The 19,392-nt window shown below is 40.6% G+C and carries 18 protein-coding genes; 15 read left to right on the forward strand and 3 right to left on the reverse strand.

Annotated elements, in window-relative coordinates; genetic code table 11:
- The first annotated feature begins 14 nt into the window (after positions 1 to 14).
- Genes ASC42_RS02795 through ASC42_RS02805 form a run of 3 tightly spaced genes read left to right on the forward strand, consistent with a single transcriptional unit; the run spans position 15 to position 3,877 of the window.
- The gene (locus ASC42_RS02795; protein WP_055440456.1) at positions 15 to 1,310 is read left to right on the forward strand and encodes an ABC transporter permease subunit; all 1,296 of its coding nucleotides are present in this window, start codon (positions 15 to 17) and stop codon (positions 1,308 to 1,310) included.
- Positions 1,311 to 1,321: 11 nt separating this feature from the next.
- A complete protein-coding gene (locus tag ASC42_RS02800; RefSeq protein ID WP_055440457.1) occupies positions 1,322 to 2,149 on the forward strand; it encodes a carbohydrate ABC transporter permease in 828 nt (275 codons plus the stop codon).
- A gap of 18 nt (positions 2,150 to 2,167) precedes the next feature.
- Positions 2,168 to 3,877 carry a glycoside hydrolase family 13 protein gene (locus ASC42_RS02805; RefSeq protein WP_055440458.1) on the forward strand — a complete coding sequence of 570 codons (1,710 nt, stop codon included), beginning with the start codon at positions 2,168 to 2,170 and terminating at the stop codon, positions 3,875 to 3,877.
- Between the two features lie 28 nt (positions 3,878 to 3,905).
- Here the strand turns inward: ASC42_RS02805 and yhfH are convergent, their stop codons facing one another.
- Positions 3,906 to 4,037: a protein YhfH gene (yhfH, locus tag ASC42_RS13610; RefSeq protein ID WP_072242648.1), complete on the reverse strand. Its 132-nt coding sequence runs from the start codon at positions 4,035 to 4,037 to the stop codon at positions 3,906 to 3,908.
- A 153-nt stretch (positions 4,038 to 4,190) separates the two neighbouring features.
- Between yhfH and ASC42_RS02810 the strand changes: the two genes are divergently transcribed.
- The 12 genes from ASC42_RS02810 (at position 4,191) to ASC42_RS02870 (ending at position 16,331) form a co-directional block, all read left to right on the forward strand.
- Positions 4,191 to 4,925, forward strand: coding sequence for an MBL fold metallo-hydrolase (locus tag ASC42_RS02810; protein WP_055440459.1), 735 nt, complete (start codon positions 4,191 to 4,193; stop codon positions 4,923 to 4,925).
- Between the two features lie 191 nt (positions 4,926 to 5,116).
- Complete coding sequence (locus tag ASC42_RS02815; RefSeq protein ID WP_055440460.1) at positions 5,117 to 5,428, forward strand: hypothetical protein; 312 nt, start codon at positions 5,117 to 5,119, stop codon at positions 5,426 to 5,428.
- The gene (locus tag ASC42_RS02820; RefSeq protein ID WP_141653486.1) at positions 5,422 to 6,087 is read left to right on the forward strand and encodes a hypothetical protein; all 666 of its coding nucleotides are present in this window, start codon (positions 5,422 to 5,424) and stop codon (positions 6,085 to 6,087) included. The genes ASC42_RS02815 and ASC42_RS02820 overlap by 7 nt, the downstream gene beginning before the upstream one ends.
- Before the next feature lie 661 nt (positions 6,088 to 6,748).
- Positions 6,749 to 7,051, forward strand: coding sequence for a DUF4212 domain-containing protein (locus ASC42_RS02830; protein ID WP_032100864.1), 303 nt, complete (start codon positions 6,749 to 6,751; stop codon positions 7,049 to 7,051).
- A gap of 26 nt (positions 7,052 to 7,077) precedes the next feature.
- Positions 7,078 to 8,727, forward strand: a complete 1,650-nt coding sequence (locus ASC42_RS02835) for a sodium:solute symporter family protein (protein WP_055440462.1) — start codon at positions 7,078 to 7,080, stop codon at positions 8,725 to 8,727.
- Between the two features lie 55 nt (positions 8,728 to 8,782).
- A complete protein-coding gene (locus ASC42_RS02840; protein WP_055440463.1) occupies positions 8,783 to 10,615 on the forward strand; it encodes a DUF294 nucleotidyltransferase-like domain-containing protein in 1,833 nt (610 codons plus the stop codon).
- Between the two features lie 11 nt (positions 10,616 to 10,626).
- The gene (locus ASC42_RS02845) at positions 10,627 to 11,289 is read left to right on the forward strand and encodes a 3'-5' exonuclease (protein ID WP_055440464.1); all 663 of its coding nucleotides are present in this window, start codon (positions 10,627 to 10,629) and stop codon (positions 11,287 to 11,289) included.
- Between the two features lie 252 nt (positions 11,290 to 11,541).
- Positions 11,542 to 11,784, forward strand: a complete 243-nt coding sequence (locus tag ASC42_RS02850; RefSeq protein WP_072242650.1) for a hypothetical protein — start codon at positions 11,542 to 11,544, stop codon at positions 11,782 to 11,784.
- A 151-nt stretch (positions 11,785 to 11,935) separates the two neighbouring features.
- The gene (locus ASC42_RS02855) at positions 11,936 to 13,486 is read left to right on the forward strand and encodes a fatty acid--CoA ligase family protein (RefSeq protein WP_055440465.1); all 1,551 of its coding nucleotides are present in this window, start codon (positions 11,936 to 11,938) and stop codon (positions 13,484 to 13,486) included.
- A 106-nt stretch (positions 13,487 to 13,592) separates the two neighbouring features.
- Positions 13,593 to 14,579 carry an ABC transporter substrate-binding protein gene (locus ASC42_RS02860; RefSeq protein ID WP_055440466.1) on the forward strand — a complete coding sequence of 329 codons (987 nt, stop codon included), beginning with the start codon at positions 13,593 to 13,595 and terminating at the stop codon, positions 14,577 to 14,579.
- 17 nt (positions 14,580 to 14,596) lie between these two features.
- Positions 14,597 to 15,571 carry an ABC transporter permease gene (locus tag ASC42_RS02865; protein WP_055440467.1) on the forward strand — a complete coding sequence of 325 codons (975 nt, stop codon included), beginning with the start codon at positions 14,597 to 14,599 and terminating at the stop codon, positions 15,569 to 15,571.
- Entirely contained in the window at positions 15,537 to 16,331 is a 795-nt protein-coding gene (locus tag ASC42_RS02870) for an ABC transporter ATP-binding protein (protein WP_055440468.1), read from the forward strand. Before ASC42_RS02865 ends, ASC42_RS02870 begins: the two co-directional genes overlap by 35 nt.
- A 12-nt stretch (positions 16,332 to 16,343) precedes the next feature.
- Here the strand turns inward: ASC42_RS02870 and ASC42_RS02875 are convergent, their stop codons facing one another.
- Both ASC42_RS02875 and ASC42_RS02880 read right to left on the reverse strand, forming a co-directional pair.
- Positions 16,344 to 18,719, reverse strand: a complete 2,376-nt coding sequence (locus ASC42_RS02875) for an EAL domain-containing protein (protein WP_055440469.1) — start codon at positions 18,717 to 18,719, stop codon at positions 16,344 to 16,346.
- Positions 18,720 to 18,797: 78 nt separating this feature from the next.
- Positions 18,798 to 19,388, reverse strand: a complete 591-nt coding sequence (locus ASC42_RS02880; RefSeq protein ID WP_055440470.1) for an SCO family protein — start codon at positions 19,386 to 19,388, stop codon at positions 18,798 to 18,800.
- Positions 19,389 to 19,392 lie beyond the last annotated feature (4 nt).

Below are 19,392 nucleotides of genomic sequence, written 5' to 3' on the forward strand. Positions count from 1 at the left end.
AGGGGGAACAACGAGTGAAAAACGAAAAAAAATCGGAGCGCCGTTTAGCCTATATTCTTGTTGCTCCATCGCTCTTGCTCATTTTGGCGGTTGCGATTTGGCCGGTTATTCAGTCGTTTTATTTCAGTTTATTTGACTATCGTCTCAACAATCCAGCAAAATCTTCTCTCCATCTCGATTACAGCTTAAACTTAGAACGATATTTAGAAAGTTATCCGTTTTTAATGAGCACATTAAAACAAGAAATGACACAGGCGACAGGCGAGGAAAAAGAGCAACTGACATCGTTACAAGAACAGTTGCAGCAAGTGGATGAAGAAATTCGCGCCGATAAAGAAGTAGCGAAACGATATGAGCAAGTAGACGAAATTTTAAACAATTTCGAAGTGCCAAGTGAAGAAATAAAAATTGTTCCAATCGATGAACAGGCGGCAGAAGATTTAATAAAAACGATCAATGACACGAAACAAACGTTAAAATCGTTAAACGAAAACGGTCAATTAAAGCAAGGAGATAAATTAACAGGACTTGCAAACGGATTAAGCGGAGCAGTCATTGAACCGAACTTTGTCGGTCTTGCACATTATAAAAACTACTTTACTGATGCTCGTTTATGGAAAGCACTTTGGAATACGACGGTGTTTACAGTCATTTCGGTATCGATTGAATTAGTGCTTGGCTTGGCGATTGCCTTATTAATTAATAAAGCATTTTTTGGCCGAGGACTTGTACGGGCAACCATTTTAATTCCATGGGCAATTCCAACAGCAGTATCAGCATTAATGTGGAAGTTTTTGTATGACGGACAAAACGGCATTGTCGCAAAATATTTTGCAGATATTGGTATTATTAATAATATGAGTGAGCTATTAACAACGGGTACAGGAGCAATGTTTGCTGTTATTTTCTCTGACGTATGGAAAACAACTCCATACATGGCGCTATTGTTGCTTGCAGGATTGCAAACGATCCCAAGCTCACTATACGAAGCGGCATCAATTGACGGTGCGACAAAGTGGCAACAGTTCGTCAAAATTACGTTACCACTTTTAAAATCAAGCATTCTCGTTGCGCTCTTGTTCCGTACGCTTGATGCGTTCCGGGTATTTGACTTAATTTTCGTTTTAACAGGCGGCGGACCAGCGAACTCGACAGAAACGATCTCGATTTTAGCGTATAAAGTCATGTTCTCGCAAACAAACTTCGGTGGCGGTTCAGCGTTAGCGGTGATCGTCTTTATTTGCGTAGCGATCATCTCAACGATTTACATTAAGTTTTTAGGTGCTGACCTCATTTCTGACCGAAAATAGGAGGTGCAACGATGCAAAAGAAAGCCGGTCCATTGTTTTATGTGTTTTTATTTGTTTTCGTTTTTTTAGTGATGTTCCCATTTTTATGGATTTTATTAAGCTCCATTAAGCCGTTAAGTGAATTGTTTGGTGAAGAAGCGTTTAACTGGTTTACGAGCCATCCGACGTTAAAAAGTTACGTTTCCGTTTTTGTCAATTATCCGTTTTTAAAATATTTATGGAACAGTACAGTCATCGCGACAATTACAACCGTATATACCGTATTTGTGGCAGCGTTTGCGGCATATGCGATTGCCCGTTTAGATTTTAAAGGAAAATCAGTTATTCTCGGTATTGTGTTATCGGTATCCATGTTTCCGCAAATCGCAACAATTTCACCAATTTATATGTTTGTGAAAAAGTTTGGGTTAACAAATAGTTATTTAGGATTAATTATTCCGTATACAACGTTTGCGTTACCACTCTCGATTTGGTTATTAGTGACGTTTTTCCGTAAAATTCCGTTTGATTTAGAAGAAGCGGCAAAAATGGACGGAGCAACACCGCTTCAAACGTATTTTAAAGTCATTTTGCCATTAGCCGTACCGGGTATTTTTACGACATCTATTCTTGTTTTTATCGCGGCTTGGAACGAATTTTTATTCGCTTTAACCATCAACACTGCGGAAAATTATAAAACGGTGCCAGTCGGTATTGCGATGTTCCAAGGACAATATACGATTCCGTGGGGTGAGATTTCAGCTGCGACCGTTATCGTCACCATTCCGCTCGTCATTATGGTATTATTATTCCAACGTCGCATTGTGTCTGGTTTAACGTCTGGTTCAGTGAAAGAATAATGGAGAGGGGAAAAGGGAATGGAATCGATTCCAAAAACGAAACAATGGTGGAAAGAAGCGGTTGTATATCAAATTTATCCGCGCAGTTTTAAAGATTCGAACGGGGATGGGATTGGCGATTTAACAGGTATTATCGAAAAATTAGATTATTTACAAGAACTTGGCGTTGATGTCGTTTGGTTATCGCCTGTATATAAGTCACCGAACGATGATAACGGTTATGACATTAGTGACTATCAAGACATTATGGACGAGTTCGGCACGCTCGCTGATTGGGATGAGCTTCTTTCCCAAATGCACGCACGCGGCATGAAATTAGTGATGGATTTAGTCGTCAACCATACGTCTGATGAGCATCATTGGTTTATCGAATCGCGCAAGTCAAAAGATAACCCGTATCGCGACTATTACATTTGGCGTCCAGGAAAAGACGGAAAAGAGCCAAACAATTGGCAATCGTTTTTCAGCGGTTCAGCATGGCAGTACGACGAAGCGACTGGAGAATATTATTTACATTTATTTTCGAAAAAACAACCAGATTTAAACTGGGAAAATGAAAAGGTACGCGAACAAATTTTCACCATGATGACATGGTGGTTAGACCGTGGCATTGATGGATTCCGCATGGACGTGATTAATTTATTGTCGAAAGTGGAAGGATTGCCAGATGCTCCGGTGACGAATCCGAATGACCGTTATCAATGGGGTGGGCAATATTTTGTCAACGGTCCAAAATTAATGGACTATTTGCGTGAAATGAAAGAAAAAGTGTTAAGCAAATACGACATTATGACGGTCGGTGAAACACCGATGGTCACGACAGACGATGCGATTCGGTTTACGAACGAGCAAGACGGCGTCATGAACATGTTATTTCAATTCGAGCACATGGATGTTGATACAAAGCCAGGTAGCCCGCTTGGGAAATGGGACATTCAGCCGTGGAAGCTGACCGATTTGAAAAAAATTATGAGCAAATGGCAAGTTGAATTGCATGGAAAAGGGTGGAACTCACTTTATTTAGAAAATCACGATCAACCACGGTCTGTTTCTCGTTTTGGTGACGACAAAACGTATCGTGTGGAAAGCGCAAAAATGTTAGCCACATGGCTACATATGATGCAAGGAACGCCATACATTTATCAAGGTCAAGAAATCGGCATGACGAATGTTGCCTTTCCATCGATTGAATATTATCGCGATGTCGAAACGATTAATTTATGGAACGATGTTGTAGTAAACAAAGGATATGACCGAGACAAAATATTAAAAGCGATTCATTATCGCGGTCGCGACAATGCACGTACGCCGATGCAATGGGATGCGACAGAACATGCAGGATTTACAACAGGCACCCCATGGATTAACGTCAATCCAAATTACTGCGACATTAACGTCGAGCAAGCGATGAAAGATGAAAACTCGGTGTTCCATTATTATAAAAAGCTCATTCGTCTTCGAAAAGAGCATCCAATTATCGTGTACGGTTCATACGAGCTATTGCTTGAAGATGATGAACAAATTTATGCATACGTGCGCAAGTTCAACAATGAACAGTTGCTTGTCATTACAAACTTTAGTAGCGAGCAACCGACATTTAAATTGCCAGCACACATCACGTTTACGGAAAAACAATTGCTCATCAGCAACTATGTAGTTGATGAAAATGAATCCATTGACACGATCGTGCTAAAACCGTATGAAGCACGTGTATATAAGTTAAAGTAAAAAGCAGCCACGCAGGCTGCTTTTTACTTTAACAAGTGACGTTTAAACATTGAACGCAAATGTTTCCATAGCATTCATGTTGCTCTTCCATTTCTTTACCACACTCGCAACATGTTTTTGGTGGTAAGTTTTTATAAAATTCAGACATTTTTTCTAACATAACTCCCCAGCCCCTTCGTTTTTGTTAATCCTATTGTATTATAACAGATATACATTTGTCAATAGTTGTTTTATAACATTTATGTGTGTGAAATTCGTTCGGAAATTTGGTATTGTGTAGTTGTACACATTTTTGTCAGGAAGGTGAATACATATGAAGGTGACAGTCATCGGTTATTGGGGTGCATTTCCGAAAAAAAATGAAGCAACGTCATGTTATTTATTTGAACATGATGGGTTTCATTTGTTAGTCGATTGCGGAAGCGGAGCGTTAGCGCAGCTGCAAAACGTCATGGATATTGAACAAATTGATGCGGTGATCGTATCGCATTATCATCACGATCACGTGGCAGACATTGGCCCGCTTCAATACGCGTGGCTTATCAAGAAAAATTTAGGTATCGATTTGCCGGAACTTTCTATTTACGGTCATTCGCTCGATCGCGATGGATTCGCACGCCTTGCGCATAAAGGAGTGACAAAAGCGGTGGCATATGATCCGAATAAGACGATTCACATCGGTCCGTTTACGATTTCGTTTATGCAAACTGAACATCCAGCTATTTGTTATGCGATGCGCATAGAAGCAGGAGGAAAAACGGTTGTGTATACAGCGGATTCGAGCTATTTACCGCAGTTTGTTCCTTTTGCGAAACATGCCCATTTGCTCATTTGTGAATGCAACTTTTACGCAGGACAAAACGCCAAACAAGCAGGACATATGACGAGCGAGGAAGCGGCAACAATCGCTCGCGATGCAGGCGTTGAAACGCTGCTACTGACGCACTTGCCTCATTTCGGAAACATCGAACAGCTTGTCAGCGAAGCAAAAACGATTTTCCACGGCGATGTGCAATTAGCAAAGACAAGATGGACGTGGGAAGGGTAGCGAATCGCTGCCCTTATTAATGTTTTAAGGAGATTTTTTATAGAATTTTTTTAATTTATATAAATTTTATTGTAAAAAATATTGACGTTTTTTTTTTTTTTTTTTTTTAACATTAATTCAAGATTATTACACAATAAAAGTGAAATATTATTAATCATTCAACATTAGTAAGTTTTCAGGGAGGGATTTGGATGTCGAGTTGGTGGTCAGATATAAAATCTGCTGCGAAACAGACAGTTAAAGATCAAATTTGGCCTGTCACGATTGGAGCGGCGGCTTTAGGAGGAGCACGGGACGGTGCCAATGCGGCCATAGACACTATTAATAACAATAAAAAGATGGCTCATATCAGTAAAATTACTGGTGTTTCACTAAATAAATCGGTGCAAAGTGTCGGGAAAGCAGTAGTTACTGCAACTACAAAAGGTACTGTTGTTGGGGCGGCGATTGGAGTGGGAGTTAATTTTGGGTTTAGACTTGGACAGGAAAGGGGATGGTGGTAATTTTAAGTCACATGTATTTAAATTTATCTGAGTGTGCAAAAGGACTGAATTTAAATAAAGCTGTTAACGGTGGAATTGTTCAATTTCCTTTTGAATATAATTGTGAAATGCGCTTATGGGAGACAAAATGTCATTTTGAAGAAGGTGACAAGTATTTTTTCAGTTTAAAGGGGAATAACTACTTCTTGGATCCTTTGAATCCGAATGTGTACGAAGAAAAGGGAATGATATATTCTGTATTTCACAAATATGTCTCCCGTAGAAACGATACAGATATACAGGAGCATATGGATATCATTGATTTTTCAACATATCGTTTTTGGGATGAAGAAGCTAGGTCTGCAGTCTTTTATTTAACAGATTCTTTTATATGTTTAAGCTTGGTACTAAGGGTTTGTAAAGTCAAGATGAATCATCCGCTTATTGTAACACTCGAATGGATCGATCCACAAGAAACATATTACGTAACTGATAAGTGGATTGATTCCTCAAAATACAATGGAGAGATTAAACTGAACCCTAAGCTGACCGTCGATTCTTCGACGATGAGGACAGGGGATTGGCGAACTAGGCTCTTAATTAATAATAGTTTTTTAGGAGAAGTAACATATAGAGTTTCTAACTTAATTTATTCCAATAAACAATTGGGATTTAGGTGATTCAAATGACGTGGTGGCAATACGGAATAGTTAGTTATGTAGTTATTTTTTGTTGGTTTTTGTTTTCTTCCTATGTTACGCATCGGTGGACATCAAAACAAGAATGTAAACCTTCACATCGCGTTTTACTTAAACGTGACAGCATTCAAACGCTTGTTTTGACTACTATACTTGTTATTTTATACTTTTTTGATATTAAATTTCCTTTTATAGAGTAAATGGAGATGATGGGGCTAATCTCAAAACATGTTTACAGTTTGGGATTAGCCTTTTTCAGTTAGATTCTTTTTGCTGTATTTGTTATAATACAGAATAAAAATTTTGAAAATTTTTTAAACAGATGCTTGACGATAGATTGAAAAGTAGAGATAATATGGTTGTGTTAGAATTTTCTTAAAATTTAGTAACACGTGTTAGGAGGTGGGTGTTAAAATAAAATGATAACGCTTACAAATTAAAGGGGGTATTTGTTTGATTGTGTTTTACCTCATCTTAGGGATTACGATCGTGAGCTTGTACGTTGCTTTTCGTAAGCAAAAACCTTTCTTTTTACTCATTCCATTCTTGTCAGTCTTCGCTTACTTTTTATTTGAAGTCATAACGTTCCCAGCTCCATTTTTTGAAACGGTCAAATTTATTTTTAACTTGGGGGTGTGTTTGTTTGAAACAAATTGATAAAAAAGTAGCTGATTCATACTTCCGTGAACGTGTGCGATTAATTGTTATTTTCTTGATTATTTGGTTTATTGTTTCATTCGGTGTTGTCATGTTTGCGGAGTCGTTTAAAGCCATGACATTCAACGGCTTTCCGTTCCATTATTTTATGGGTGCACAAGGTGCAGTAGTCACGTTCATTATTTTGTTGTTTATTAACGCAAAAGTAAGCGACAGCATTGATAAAAAATACGGCATTAGCGAAGAGAAAAATGAACAATTAAGCGCTGGAAAAGCGCTCGATCATTAAGAGAACAAAGGGGAAGGGGGAGCATCATGGATACACAATTTCTCGTGTCTTTATCGATTATTATTGCGTCATTTGCATTATATATTGGGATTGCCATTTATAACAAAGCGAAAGAAACGTCTGATTTCTATGTCGCAGGTCGTGGTATTTCGCCGTTTTCAAACGGAATGGCGATCGCAGCAGATTGGATGAGCGCAGCGTCATTTATCGGTATGGCCGGTACAATTATGTTGTTAGGGTATGACGGTCTTGCATACATTATGGGGTGGACAGGTGGATACTTATTGTTGACGTTTTTACTTGCTCCACAACTGCGGAAATACGGTCGTTATACAGTACCAGAGTTTATTGGAGACCGTTTTGAAAGCCATTCTGCTCGCTTAATTGCAGCGATTTGTACGATCATCATTTCGTTCGTTTATTCGATCGGTCAGCTTTCTGGTTCAGGAGTTGTTATTGGACGTTTGCTTGAAGTAGACGCAAAAGTCGGTACGATGATTGGTGTTGTGTTAATTGCGTTTTATGCAGCGTTTGGTGGAATGAAAGGAATCACATGGACGCAAGTCGCGCAGTACATCATCTTAATTATCGCTTACTTAATCCCGGTCGTTTTCATGTCGCTTCAATTGACAGGAAATCCAATTCCGTGGCTTTCTTATGGAAAAATTGTTGGTCAGTTTCAAGAGTTAGATCAGCAATTAGGTATTTCACAGTATGCAGAACCATTTTTGAAAGGTAGTAAGTGGCAGTTCCTTGCACTTATGTTTACATTAATGGCTGGCACAGCTGGTCTTCCGCACGTCATCGTTCGCTTTTATACGGTATCAACGATGAAAGCGGCACGTTGGTCAGGTGCATGGGCGCTTTTATTTATCGGTTTACTTTATTTATCAGCACCTGCATATGCGGCGTTTTCACGCTTTATTTTAATTAAAAATGTTGTCGGTCAAAAAATTAGCGAATTGCCAGCTTGGACAGAAAAATGGATTAATACAGGAAAATTGCAAATTGCTGATGCGAATGGCGACGGTATTTTACAATGGCAAGAGATGGTCATTAGCAATGATATCGTCGTTATGGCGACGCCAGAAATCGCCAACCTTGGTGTATTTGTCATCGGTTTAGTAGCAGCTGGGGCGATGGCGGCAGCGTTATCGACAGCAGGTGGCTTAATGATTGCTATTTCGTCATCGTTTGCTCATGACATTTACTATCGCATTTTACGTCCAAATGCATCAGAGCAAAATCGTTTGCTCGTTGCGCGCATTTCAATTGTTGCTGCTACGGTATTAGCTGGTTTAGTAGCATTAAACCCACCAGGCGTCATTACACAAATTGTTGCATGGGCGTTTGCTATTGCAGCAAGCACATTCTTCCCAGCACTTGTACTTGGTGTATGGTGGAAACGTTCGAACGCTGCAGGAGCCATTGCAGGTATGCTTGTTGGACTTGTCGTCTCGCTAGGCTACATTTTAGCGGCGAAGTATGGTGGTTTTTCCATTGCGGGTATTGTTGATACAGGTGCAGGGGTATTTGGTGCGGTTGCAGCCATGTTAGCAAATATCGTCGTTTCGTTAATGACAAAAGAGCCTTCGCAATCTGTACAAGAAGAAGTATATGACCTTCGTTATCCAGAGCAAATGACGTATAAAGACGGTCAAGTGTGGATGAGATAATACGTTCGGCATCTGTGTGATACAGATGCCGTTTTTATAAGGGAGGGGATATAGAGTGCATCCATTATTTAGTGGTTTATCACAAAAAGAAATTGAACGACTCATCGTTCAATGTGAACGAAAAACGTTTGAAAAAGACGATACGATTTTAGGAAAAAACGAGAAACGTAAAGGGCTTGTGTTGTTGCTTGATGGGGTGGCGGAAGTGTATGTCGAGCACGAAGGGTATGATGAAGTGCTTGAAGTTGTGCAAAAAGGGGGACTGATCGGTTTTTCAAGCTTAGCCGATTTTTTAGGTGCATCCAAAGGAGGCAAAGAAGAGCTTGTCGCCGTCAGGGCAGCGGAACGATGCGAAGTGTTAATTATTCCGTTTTCTGTCTTATCGCGGTTGTGGGATGATCCGAACGTGCATGATTATTTGCTTACACAGGCGTGTGTCCGTTTAAAAGATGTGTATGTGTCGCTTGCAGAACAAATTAAGCAGGCGCGGAAATTTGGTGATTCTACATCGTTTGTTGTTCCTGTCCAGGATGTAATGATTCGCGATGTTGTGACCCTTCCGCCGAGCGCAACTGTGCAAGAAGCGGCGAAAAAAATGGCGGCCACTCATATTAGTTCGATCGTCGTGACAGATGAACAAAAGTTATGTGGAATTTTAACAGAAACGGATCTTGTCGAGCGTGTGCTAGGACAATCGCTTCCGTATAATACAGTCGTTGAACGGGTGATGACGAAGGACGTCGCAACGATTTCACGATTTGCGTATTATTATGATGCACTTGCGATGATGATTGAACGCGGGGTAAAACATTTGCCTGTTGTAGATGGTGGAAAAGTACAAGGAATTGTCACGTTTTCCGACTTAATGAGGAAGAAAAACGAAAGCATCATGCGGATGATTCAACAAATTGATCATGCCGATGAACAGACGTTGCCAAAAGTAAAAACGGCGATTTATGAGTTGTTGGCGACGATGTTGCGCGATCAAGTACCGATTGCCCAATGTTTAAATATGATTACGAAACTATACGATCGGCTCGTCTTACGTTGCATGGCGTTAGCGCTAAACGAAGTGGGAAATCCTCCGTGTCGCTTCGCCTTTTACCAAATGGGATCAAGTGGACGGAGAGAGCAGTTTTTACTTACCGATCAAGACCATTTTCTTGTGTATGAAAGCGACGAGCATGTTTCGTATTTTGCGAAACTTGGTGAGGTGATCGTTCATTTTATGGAGAGAGCGGGATATGAACGATGCAAAGGGAAAATGATGGCGAGTGAAGAAGCGTGGCGCGGTTCGCTAGAGACGTGGAGAGACCGATTGCGTGAATGGATGGTTCACGCGACAAACGACAATTTGTTGTTAGCACAAAACTTTTTTTCATATCGATTTGTATATGGGGACATCGATTTGCACCGTACGTTTGAACAACAAATTCGGGGGCAGTTAAACCGGGCAAAAATCTTCTTTTTTCGTCTTGTTGAGATGGAAAGGCAAAATGAAATTCCAACGCTTGATCGCCCGATTCGCTCGATTTTTGGACTTGAACGGAAAACGATTGATATGAAAAAAGAAGTGCTATTTCCTTACCACCATAGCGTGCAAATTTTAGGGTTAATTCATGGGATTGTATCTGGTACACCATTTGAACGGATCGAAAAGCTAAAAGAGAAGCAAGTGTTATCGCCATCGTTTGCGAAAGATGTGCAAAAAGCGGCGGAAAACGTGTTATCCATTTACATTCGCCACAAATGGAATCATTATAAAGCGAATAAACAATCATCGTCTGTCTTGTCGTTTACAACGATGACAACGCGTGAAAAAGATGAACTGATTTTAAGTTTAAAAACGTTAAAGCAACTACAGGCACAATTATTTTCTCATTTTTGAGGGGGATGATGATGTTTTTTTTACGAAAGGCGATGGATTATAAACTAAACGATAACATCCCGTTATCAACACCGATTGATGACATCGTTTTTACGGTTTTTGATACAGAGACGACGGGATTTAATGTGGCAACCGTAGATCGAATAATTGAAATTGGTGCGGTGCAAGTAAAAGGGACGACCGTGCTTGAAGACGAAACGTTTCATACGTACGTCAACCCAAATCGCGACATTCCATCCGTTATCGTCGAGTTGACGAATATTACAAGCGAAAAAGTACAAGACGCTCCGACGGCTATTGAGGCGTTGCAACAATTTTTTCAGTTTGTTGAACAAAAACAAAGTGTATGTTTTGTTGGTCACTACATTTCGTTTGATTTGTTTGTGATGAAGCACGAATTGCGCCGTGAAAAAATAAAATTTCGCAAGCCGACATTTATCGATACGCTCGATTTAATTGGTTTTATTGCACCGTCATATGATATGCGTGATTTAGAGCGCTATGCCCAAGCGTTCGGCACGCGCATGTACGACCGACATTCCGCCATCGGTGATGCGCTCACGACCGCGTATTTATTCGTTGAGCTATTAGAACAATTTCGCATGCGCGGTTATCGAACATGGGGGGAACTGTTGCGGGCAACAGATAGCCAAATGCGCTCACTATCGTTTTGAGGGGAGATCCCCTTTTTTTTATTTTATGGTAAAATATGAATGAGACAGAGGATGGTGGTCTATGACGAATAAGACAAGATTTTTGTATTTTCTATTTCTTGGAGTACCATTTTTCATATATGGTTTTATTGTGATAATAAAATCTTTTTTTTACTATGACACATTCGAAATGATTAGAGGATGGTTGTTTCTTTTGATCGGTTTGATGGCGCTATTTTTCGCGAAACAACAACGATAAAGGGAGGGATGGAAATGTTTCGTCATTTTTTTCATACAAAACGTAAAATCGTTATTGAATTAAATGAAAGGTATTTTGATAAAAACAGCTTTATGCATGCAGTTGTACAACATTTAAAAAACGAAGGAAAGCAATGCGAAATGATCGATGTGAACACGTTATTGGTAGATGGAAAAAAATATTATTTGTATGAAACAAATGTTGCAGCAACATACTGCCCACCCGTACAACGAGCAGTTTTAACGGAGATGAATTAAGCAAGATGGCGAGCGGATGCTTTTGTCGTAGTGATTTTTGAAAATACAATTGGTGTCCTGCTTGCCTGTTTTTTTATTTTAAAATATAATACATTTAGAATTTTTTTAATTTTAAAATGAATGATCATTCATTCACTAAGGGGTGGGGAAGATGAATTTAGTTTCACGGTTACAGCAAATTGCATCGCAAAAGCCGGAAAAGGAGGCGTATGTGTTTGAGCAAACGTCTGCAACGTACGGTGAATTGAACGGTGCGATCATGAAGTTTGCGAGCGGGCTAGCAAAGCTCGGAGTAAACAAAGGGGATCATGTGGCGCTATTGTTAGGTAATTCACCGTATTTTATCGTCAGTTTGTACGGTGCGATGCGCACAGGGGCGACAGTGATTCCAATTAATCCAATCTACACACCTGATGAAATTCATTACATTTTAACGAACGGCGACGTAAAAGTTGTCATTGCGCTTGATCTAGTCATCCCGACGCTGATGAAGCTTGATGGGCTTCTGCCAAATGTCGAGCACATCATCATTTGCGAAACACCACAAGGAAAAGAACAAGGCGTTGTTGTGCCAGAAAAAATGAAATCGTTTACAAATGTGCTTGCGATAGGTGATGTTCCGTTCGATGGGCCAGTACTCGACGATGATGATGTGGCAGTTATTTTATATACATCAGGGACGACTGGAAAACCGAAAGGAGCGATGTTGACACATAAAAATTTATACAGCAATGCCCAAGATGTCGCGGATTATTTAAAAATTCATGAAGATGACCGAGTGATTGCGACGTTGCCGATGTTTCATGTATTTTGTTTAACGGTTGCGCTCAATGCGCCACTCATGAACGGTGGAACGGTGCTTATTCTTCCTAAATTTAGTCCGGCAGAAGTGTTTAAAGTATCACGTGAACAAAAAGCGACAGTGTTTGCAGGTGTGCCGACGATGTATAACTTTTTATATCAATATCCAGAAGGCAAGGCAGAAGATTTCGCACACATTCGTCTATGTATTTCGGGCGGCGCATCGATGCCGGTTGCGCTGTTGAAAAATTTCGAAAAAAAATTTCACGTGATCGTTTCTGAAGGGTACGGCTTGTCAGAAGCCTCACCGGTGACATGCTTTAATCCACTCGATCGTCCGCGCAAACCAGGCTCGATCGGAACGAGCATTATGAATGTCGAAAATAAAATTGTCAATGAATTAGGAGAAGAAGTACCTGTTGGGGAAGTAGGGGAACTCATCGTACGGGGCCCGAATGTGATGAAAGGATATTATAAAATGCCAGAAGAAACAGCGCATACGATTCGGGATGGCTGGCTATATACAGGCGACTTAGCGAAAATGGATGAAGAAGGGTATTTTTATATTGTTGATCGGAAAAAAGATATGATTATTGTCGGAGGATATAACGTATATCCTCGTGAAGTGGAAGAAGTGCTTTACAGCCACCCAGATGTCGTTGAGGCCGCAGTGATTGGTGTACCGGATCCGAATTTTGGAGAAGCGGTCAAATGTTTTGTCGTAAGCAAAAATAAACAGCTAACTGAACAACAGCTTATCGCTTATTGTAGCGAGCATTTAGCGAAATATAAAGTACCAAGTTCGATTGAATTTTTGGAAGAGTTGCCAAAAAATACGACTGGAAAAATTTTAAGACGCGCGTTAAAAGAACAAGTCATCTCTCAAAGCGGTGCGATGTAAGCACCGTTTTTTATTTATTTTTTTAGAATTTGCTTGATATTTAGAAAATATATTTGTATAATTTAACGCATAAAAGCATAACAGCAAAAAAGTAAGGGGGATACAAATGAATTGGTTAAAAACGTGCGGAGCGTTGTTGCTTGCAGGTAGTGTGCTTGCTGGATGTTCCGGAGAGAAAACAACGAAAGAAGCGAGTGGGGAAAAAGAAAAAACGTATAAAGTCGGCGTGACGCAAATTGTTGAACATCCATCGCTCGATGCGGCGTTTAACGGATTTAAAAAGGCGCTTGAAGATAAAGGATTAAAAGTGGAATACGATGTGCAAATTGCGCAAGGAGATATGAACAATAACCAAACAATTGCCAACAACTTTGTTGCAGATGGTGTCGATTTAATCTTCGCCAATTCGACACCGAGCGCGCTTGGCGCATTAAATGCAACGAAAGACATTCCAATCGTCTTTACGTCTGTGACGGATCCGGTTGGAGCGAAACTTGTGCAGTCGATGGAACAGCCGGGGGGGAATGTGACAGGGACGACGGATACACATCCAGATGCGATCCCGAAAACGGTGCAATTTATTGATCAATACGTTGATGGCAATCGCGTCGGTATGATTTACAATGCGGGAGAGCAAAACTCAGTTGCTCAAATTGATGCGGTGAAAAAAGCGATGGAAGGAACCGACTTAACGATCGTACCTGTGTCGGTGTCGACATCGGCGGAAGTGAAGCAAGCGGCGGAATCGTTAGTTGGCAAAGTGGATTGTTTTTACGTCATTACAGACAACACCGTCGTGTCTGCGCTTGAGTCGGTCATTCAAGTGGCAAACGACCAAGATTTACCGCTTTTTGTTGGGGAGTTGGATTCCGTGAAGCGCGGCGGCTTTGCGGCATACGGTTTTGACTACTATGATATCGGCTATGAAGCAGGTGTGATGGCGGCGGACATTTTAGAAGGAAAGAAAAAGCCGGCTGAACTTCCGGTACAATATCCGCAAAAGTTGAAGCTTGTCATCAACAAAAAAGCAGCGGAAGAGATGGGTGTCACATGGCGCAGCGAATGGGATAGCATGGCGGAATTTATCGAATAACGCAAAGGATGGATCGTATGATTACAGCATTGTTTAGTTCCGTAGAAGCAGGACTGTTATACGCGCTCATGGCGCTTGGTGTGTATATATCGTTTCGCATTTTAGACTTTCCGGATTTGACAGTGGACGGAAGTTTTGTGACGGGAGCGGCTGTCGCTTCCGTCCTCATTGTCGGTGGCGTCAATCCGTTTATCGCCTCGCTTGCGGCGCTTGGCGCTGGCTTTTTAGCAGGATGTGCGACAGGGCTTTTGCACACGAAGGGGAAAATTAATCCGTTATTGTCAGGTATTTTAATGATGATCGCTTTATATTCTATTAATTTGCGCATTATGGATAAACCGAACGTTCCGCTTTTACAACAAGAAACAGTTATGACGATCATTACGACAGCATTTCAACGTTTCGATCAAGCTTTGGCAACGTTTATTCCTTTTATTCCGAAAACATGGGCGATTATCGTCTTCGGTGTGCTGTTAGTTACGATCGTGAAAGTAGTGATCGACTTATTTTTAAAAACAGAAGTCGGTTTGGCGCTTCGGGCAGTTGGTGACAATAAAAAAATGATTGCTAGTTTTTCAGGTAATACGGATCGCCTAACGATTATCGGGCTTGGTTTGTCAAATGCGCTTGTCGCATTTTCAGGGGCGTTAATTGCACAATATAGCGGCTTTAGCGATATTGGCATGGGCATCGGAATGATCGTGATCGGTTTAGCGTCCGTCATTATCGGGGAAGCACTGTTTGGGGCAAAAACGATTGTGCGCGCGACGCTTGCGGTCATTTTAGGGGCGATCGTATATCGCATTGTCATTACACTCGCGTTGCGTGTCCAATTTTTAGAAACGGGTGATGTAAAGCTCATTACTGCTTTGATCGTCATTTTAGCGCTTGTCGTTCCGCAGATGGTCGCAGCGCGTGCGGAAAAACAGCGGAAAGCGAGAAAGCGAGGTGCAGCCGTTGCTTCAACTCAAGCAGATTACGAAAGTGTTTAACGAAGGAACGCTCGATGAAAAAGTGGCGCTAAAACATATTGAGCTGTCGCTTCAGCCGGGCGATTTTGTAACAATTATTGGCAGTAACGGGGCGGGAAAATCAACGCTCATGAACATCATTTCCGGGCGGCTTGCGCCAGATACAGGAGAAGTAGTCATTGATGGGAAAGACGTGACGACGATGAGCGAACATGATCGCGCGCGTTATATTGGGCGCGTCTTTCAAGATCCGATGGCGGGAACGGCACCAAATATGACGATTGAAGAAAATTTAGCGATCGCTTATAACCGAACAGTTAGACGGACGTTACAGTTCGGGGTAACGAAAAAACGGCGCGAATTTTTTAAAGAAACGCTTGCTACACTTCAACTTGGATTAGAAAATCGTCTGCATGCCAAAGTCGGCTTATTATCTGGTGGAGAACGGCAAGCGTTGTCGCTGTTAATGGCGACGTTCACGAAACCGCATGTGCTACTTCTTGATGAACATACCGCAGCGTTAGACCCTGCGCGCGCCCAGCTCATTACAAATTTAACGAAACAAATTGTTGAACAATATCGCTTAACGACATTAATGGTGACGCACAATATGGAGCAAGCCGTCCAATTAGGCAATCGGCTTATTATGATGGACGGTGGGCAAATTATTTTTGAAGCGAGTGGAGAGGAAAAGAAAAAGCTCACTGTCGAAGCGTTGCTTCAAGAGTTTCAGCGCATTCGCGGCAGCCAATTTGCAAGCGATCGCGCGGTGCTCGTATAAAAAATCCCCGAGTTACATCGGGGATTTTAATGTGTTAACCATTTGTTGTAATGATACGATCGTGTTTGGTAGTTGTTCGAGCGATACGGGTCGGCTAAAGTAAAAACCTTGCAGTTGCTCGCACTGTTTTTCAATTAAAAATTGTGCTTGTTGTTTTGTCTCGACTCCTTCAGCGGTAACAGTTAACTGTAAATTATGCGCTAGAGAGATAATGGCGGTGACAATTTCTTTGCTTTTTTCATTGTTTATGATGTTTTGAATAAACGAGCGGTCAATTTTCACTTCGTCGATTGGGAAGCGATTTAAATATTCAAGTGACGAGTAGCTGACGCCAAAGTCGTCTACCGCAATCGAAAAGCCAAGCTGCTTTAACTGTTCTAACGTTTTTACGACGTGCTCAGGATTTTTAATAATCGTTGTTTCAGTAATTTCGAAAATAAAGCATGAGGCGTCACAACGCTCTTCTTGTAAAATATGCTGAATATCTTCGACGAGATGTTCGTCTGAAAATTGTTTGGCGGATAAATTGATGGCGATTTTCATACATCCAGCTACACTTTGACGTAAAAAGGTAAGATCGCGACATGCTTGGCGTAACACCCACTTTCCGATGTCGTAAATGGCATTCGTTTCTTCTGCCATGGGAATAAACTCTGCAGGGCTTACAAAACCAAACTGTGGATGTTTCCAACGAACGAGCGCCTCTACACTAAACGAGCACGCATGGAAATTTACTTTCGGTTGATAAAGTAAGAAAAGCTCTTCGTTTTCTACAGCTGATGAAAGGGCGTTTTCAAGTTGAATTTTTCGAGTAAAAACGTTTGACATATGCGGCTCGTATGGCTTAATAATATTTGTTCCTTCCATTTTTGCGAAATATAATGCTTTTTCAGCATTGTTGATTAGTGTTTCTGCGCACAATTGAGCGTCGAATGCATAGCTAATGCCAATATGAACCCCGATTCGAATCGATTGATTACCGATGGTGTAAGGTTCTTGAAGCGTTTCTTTTATTGTATGCGCAAGCTGTCCCACTTCGTCTTGTTTTTCATACGAAAGGGCAATGATGAATTGGTCACCGTTTATTCTTGTCCACATCACTTTTGTATCAATCGTTTCATGAAGACGGATACCGATTTGTTTTAATAGCTCGTTGCCGTTTTCATATCCGAGAAAGCTGTTAATAAATTTAAATTGGTATACGTCAATTAAAAGAATAGCGACTCCTTCATGTGCAAAAAGAAGATCGGTTAACTTTTCGACAAACTCGTTTCTTTCTATATATGTTTCATCTTTTTGACTTGCGGCAATCGGTTCGATTGGTTTCATGAGCATCAATTCAGTCCGTTTCGGTTCGTATGGAAATGGGAGTACGTCGATGTGTACGGGGATCATTTCGCCATTTATTGCTGTGATGGTTGGTTGTTGGACTGTATTGATCCATTGTTGAATTGGTTTGTTTTTTAAATCGTCAAGCGTCGCTGTTTTAAACATATGAAGGGCAACGGAATTGGCGTATGTGATTTTATCGTCTGTACAAATGATGATTGCATCAGGAAATGCTTCAACAATGTGACGATGCAACTTTTCGCTTTGTTTTAATTGCTTTTGTGTTTGGATGAGATCTGTAATATTCAACAGACTAGCAAAACCTGCAATGATGTTTCCGTTTTTGTCTAACAGCGGAGAAGCATTGACGGAAACGTATATGTTGTCGTTGTTTTTCGTCTTCAGCGTTAAACGAATGGCATGTAACGGCTTTCCTTCGCTTAGTCGTGCTAATGTTTGCTCGATATTTTCTTTATACGCTGGGATGACTTCGGAAAGTGTTTTTCCAACAAGTTCTTTTTTCTGCAATCCGAATAAATGTTCTACCTCTTTATTGATACGAATGATTCGCCCGAATAAATCAAATAAAATAAATGCTTCTTGTGAATGAGTAAATAAAGAATCAATTAATTGAAGCGCTTCTTCTAGCTGCTCTTCTTTTTGCAATATGTCGGTAATTTCACGCGTACATGCGACAATATGTGTGACTTCGCCGTTTTCATTTAAAACAGGAATTAACGTAGATTCCGCAAAACGCACTCCTTCTACGTTCATACGATCGCGAAAGGTAACGAGCGATTTTGTTTTCCATGCTTTTGTATATTGTTCATTTAAATGATTTGCAACGTGATGATCATATATATCTTCGATGTATTTTCCGATATCTTTTTCTGTTAAACTCGCTAAATGGAGAGATGATGGACTGACACGTTCATACCGAAAGCGTGGCCCTTCTTCCACTTTCATTAAAAAGACGATATCAAACAATTGGTCCATGACGTTAAACAAAAGCTGTTCATTTGTAAACAGGGCATGTGGTATATGTATATGTTTTTCCATTCCAAGCCCCTCCTTAAAGAAAAATAGAATATATGTCTATTATTGTCGAAAGATGTTGGTTTTTCAATGAAAAAGAGGCTATTTCGCCTCTTTTACTATGCGTTTATACACATTTTCCTTGTCAAACCCTTTTTCGCCCATGCCGAATGTGTCGATAACGCGGTTGTTTTCGTCTAAAAAGTATGTGAGTGTTGTATGAATAAGCATGCCGTTTCCAGGATCGCGATATAGGAAGTTAAACGCGTCCGCTACTTTTTTTGTATCCTCTTCACTACCTCGTAAAAAAATCCATCCTTCATTATCACTTTCTACTCCGAACATGTTGGCATACGTTTGCATCACTTGTTGTGTGTCGCGTCTCGGATCGATCGTAATTGTAATAAATTCAACTTTCGTTTTAAATAAACCATCTTTTTCAAGCCGTTCTTTTAACTGCTTCATTTGAAATGACGTACTTGGACAAATGTCCGGGCAGTTTGTGTACACAAACTCCAATAGGCGCACTTTCGGCTCCATGTTGTTGAATGCATACGGTTTTCCCCATGCGGTTTCCATCGTCACGTCTTTTGGAAACTCCATTTTTTCTTGCCGGTAAAAAGAAAAATAAAATATACCTATGCCAATACAAAGTGCAAGTAAGCTAAAAAAACCGATATATAGTTTTTTCAACGTA

The organism is Anoxybacillus suryakundensis (assembly GCF_001418025.1).
Lineage (GTDB): Bacteria > Bacillota > Bacilli > Bacillales > Anoxybacillaceae > Anoxybacillus > Anoxybacillus tengchongensis.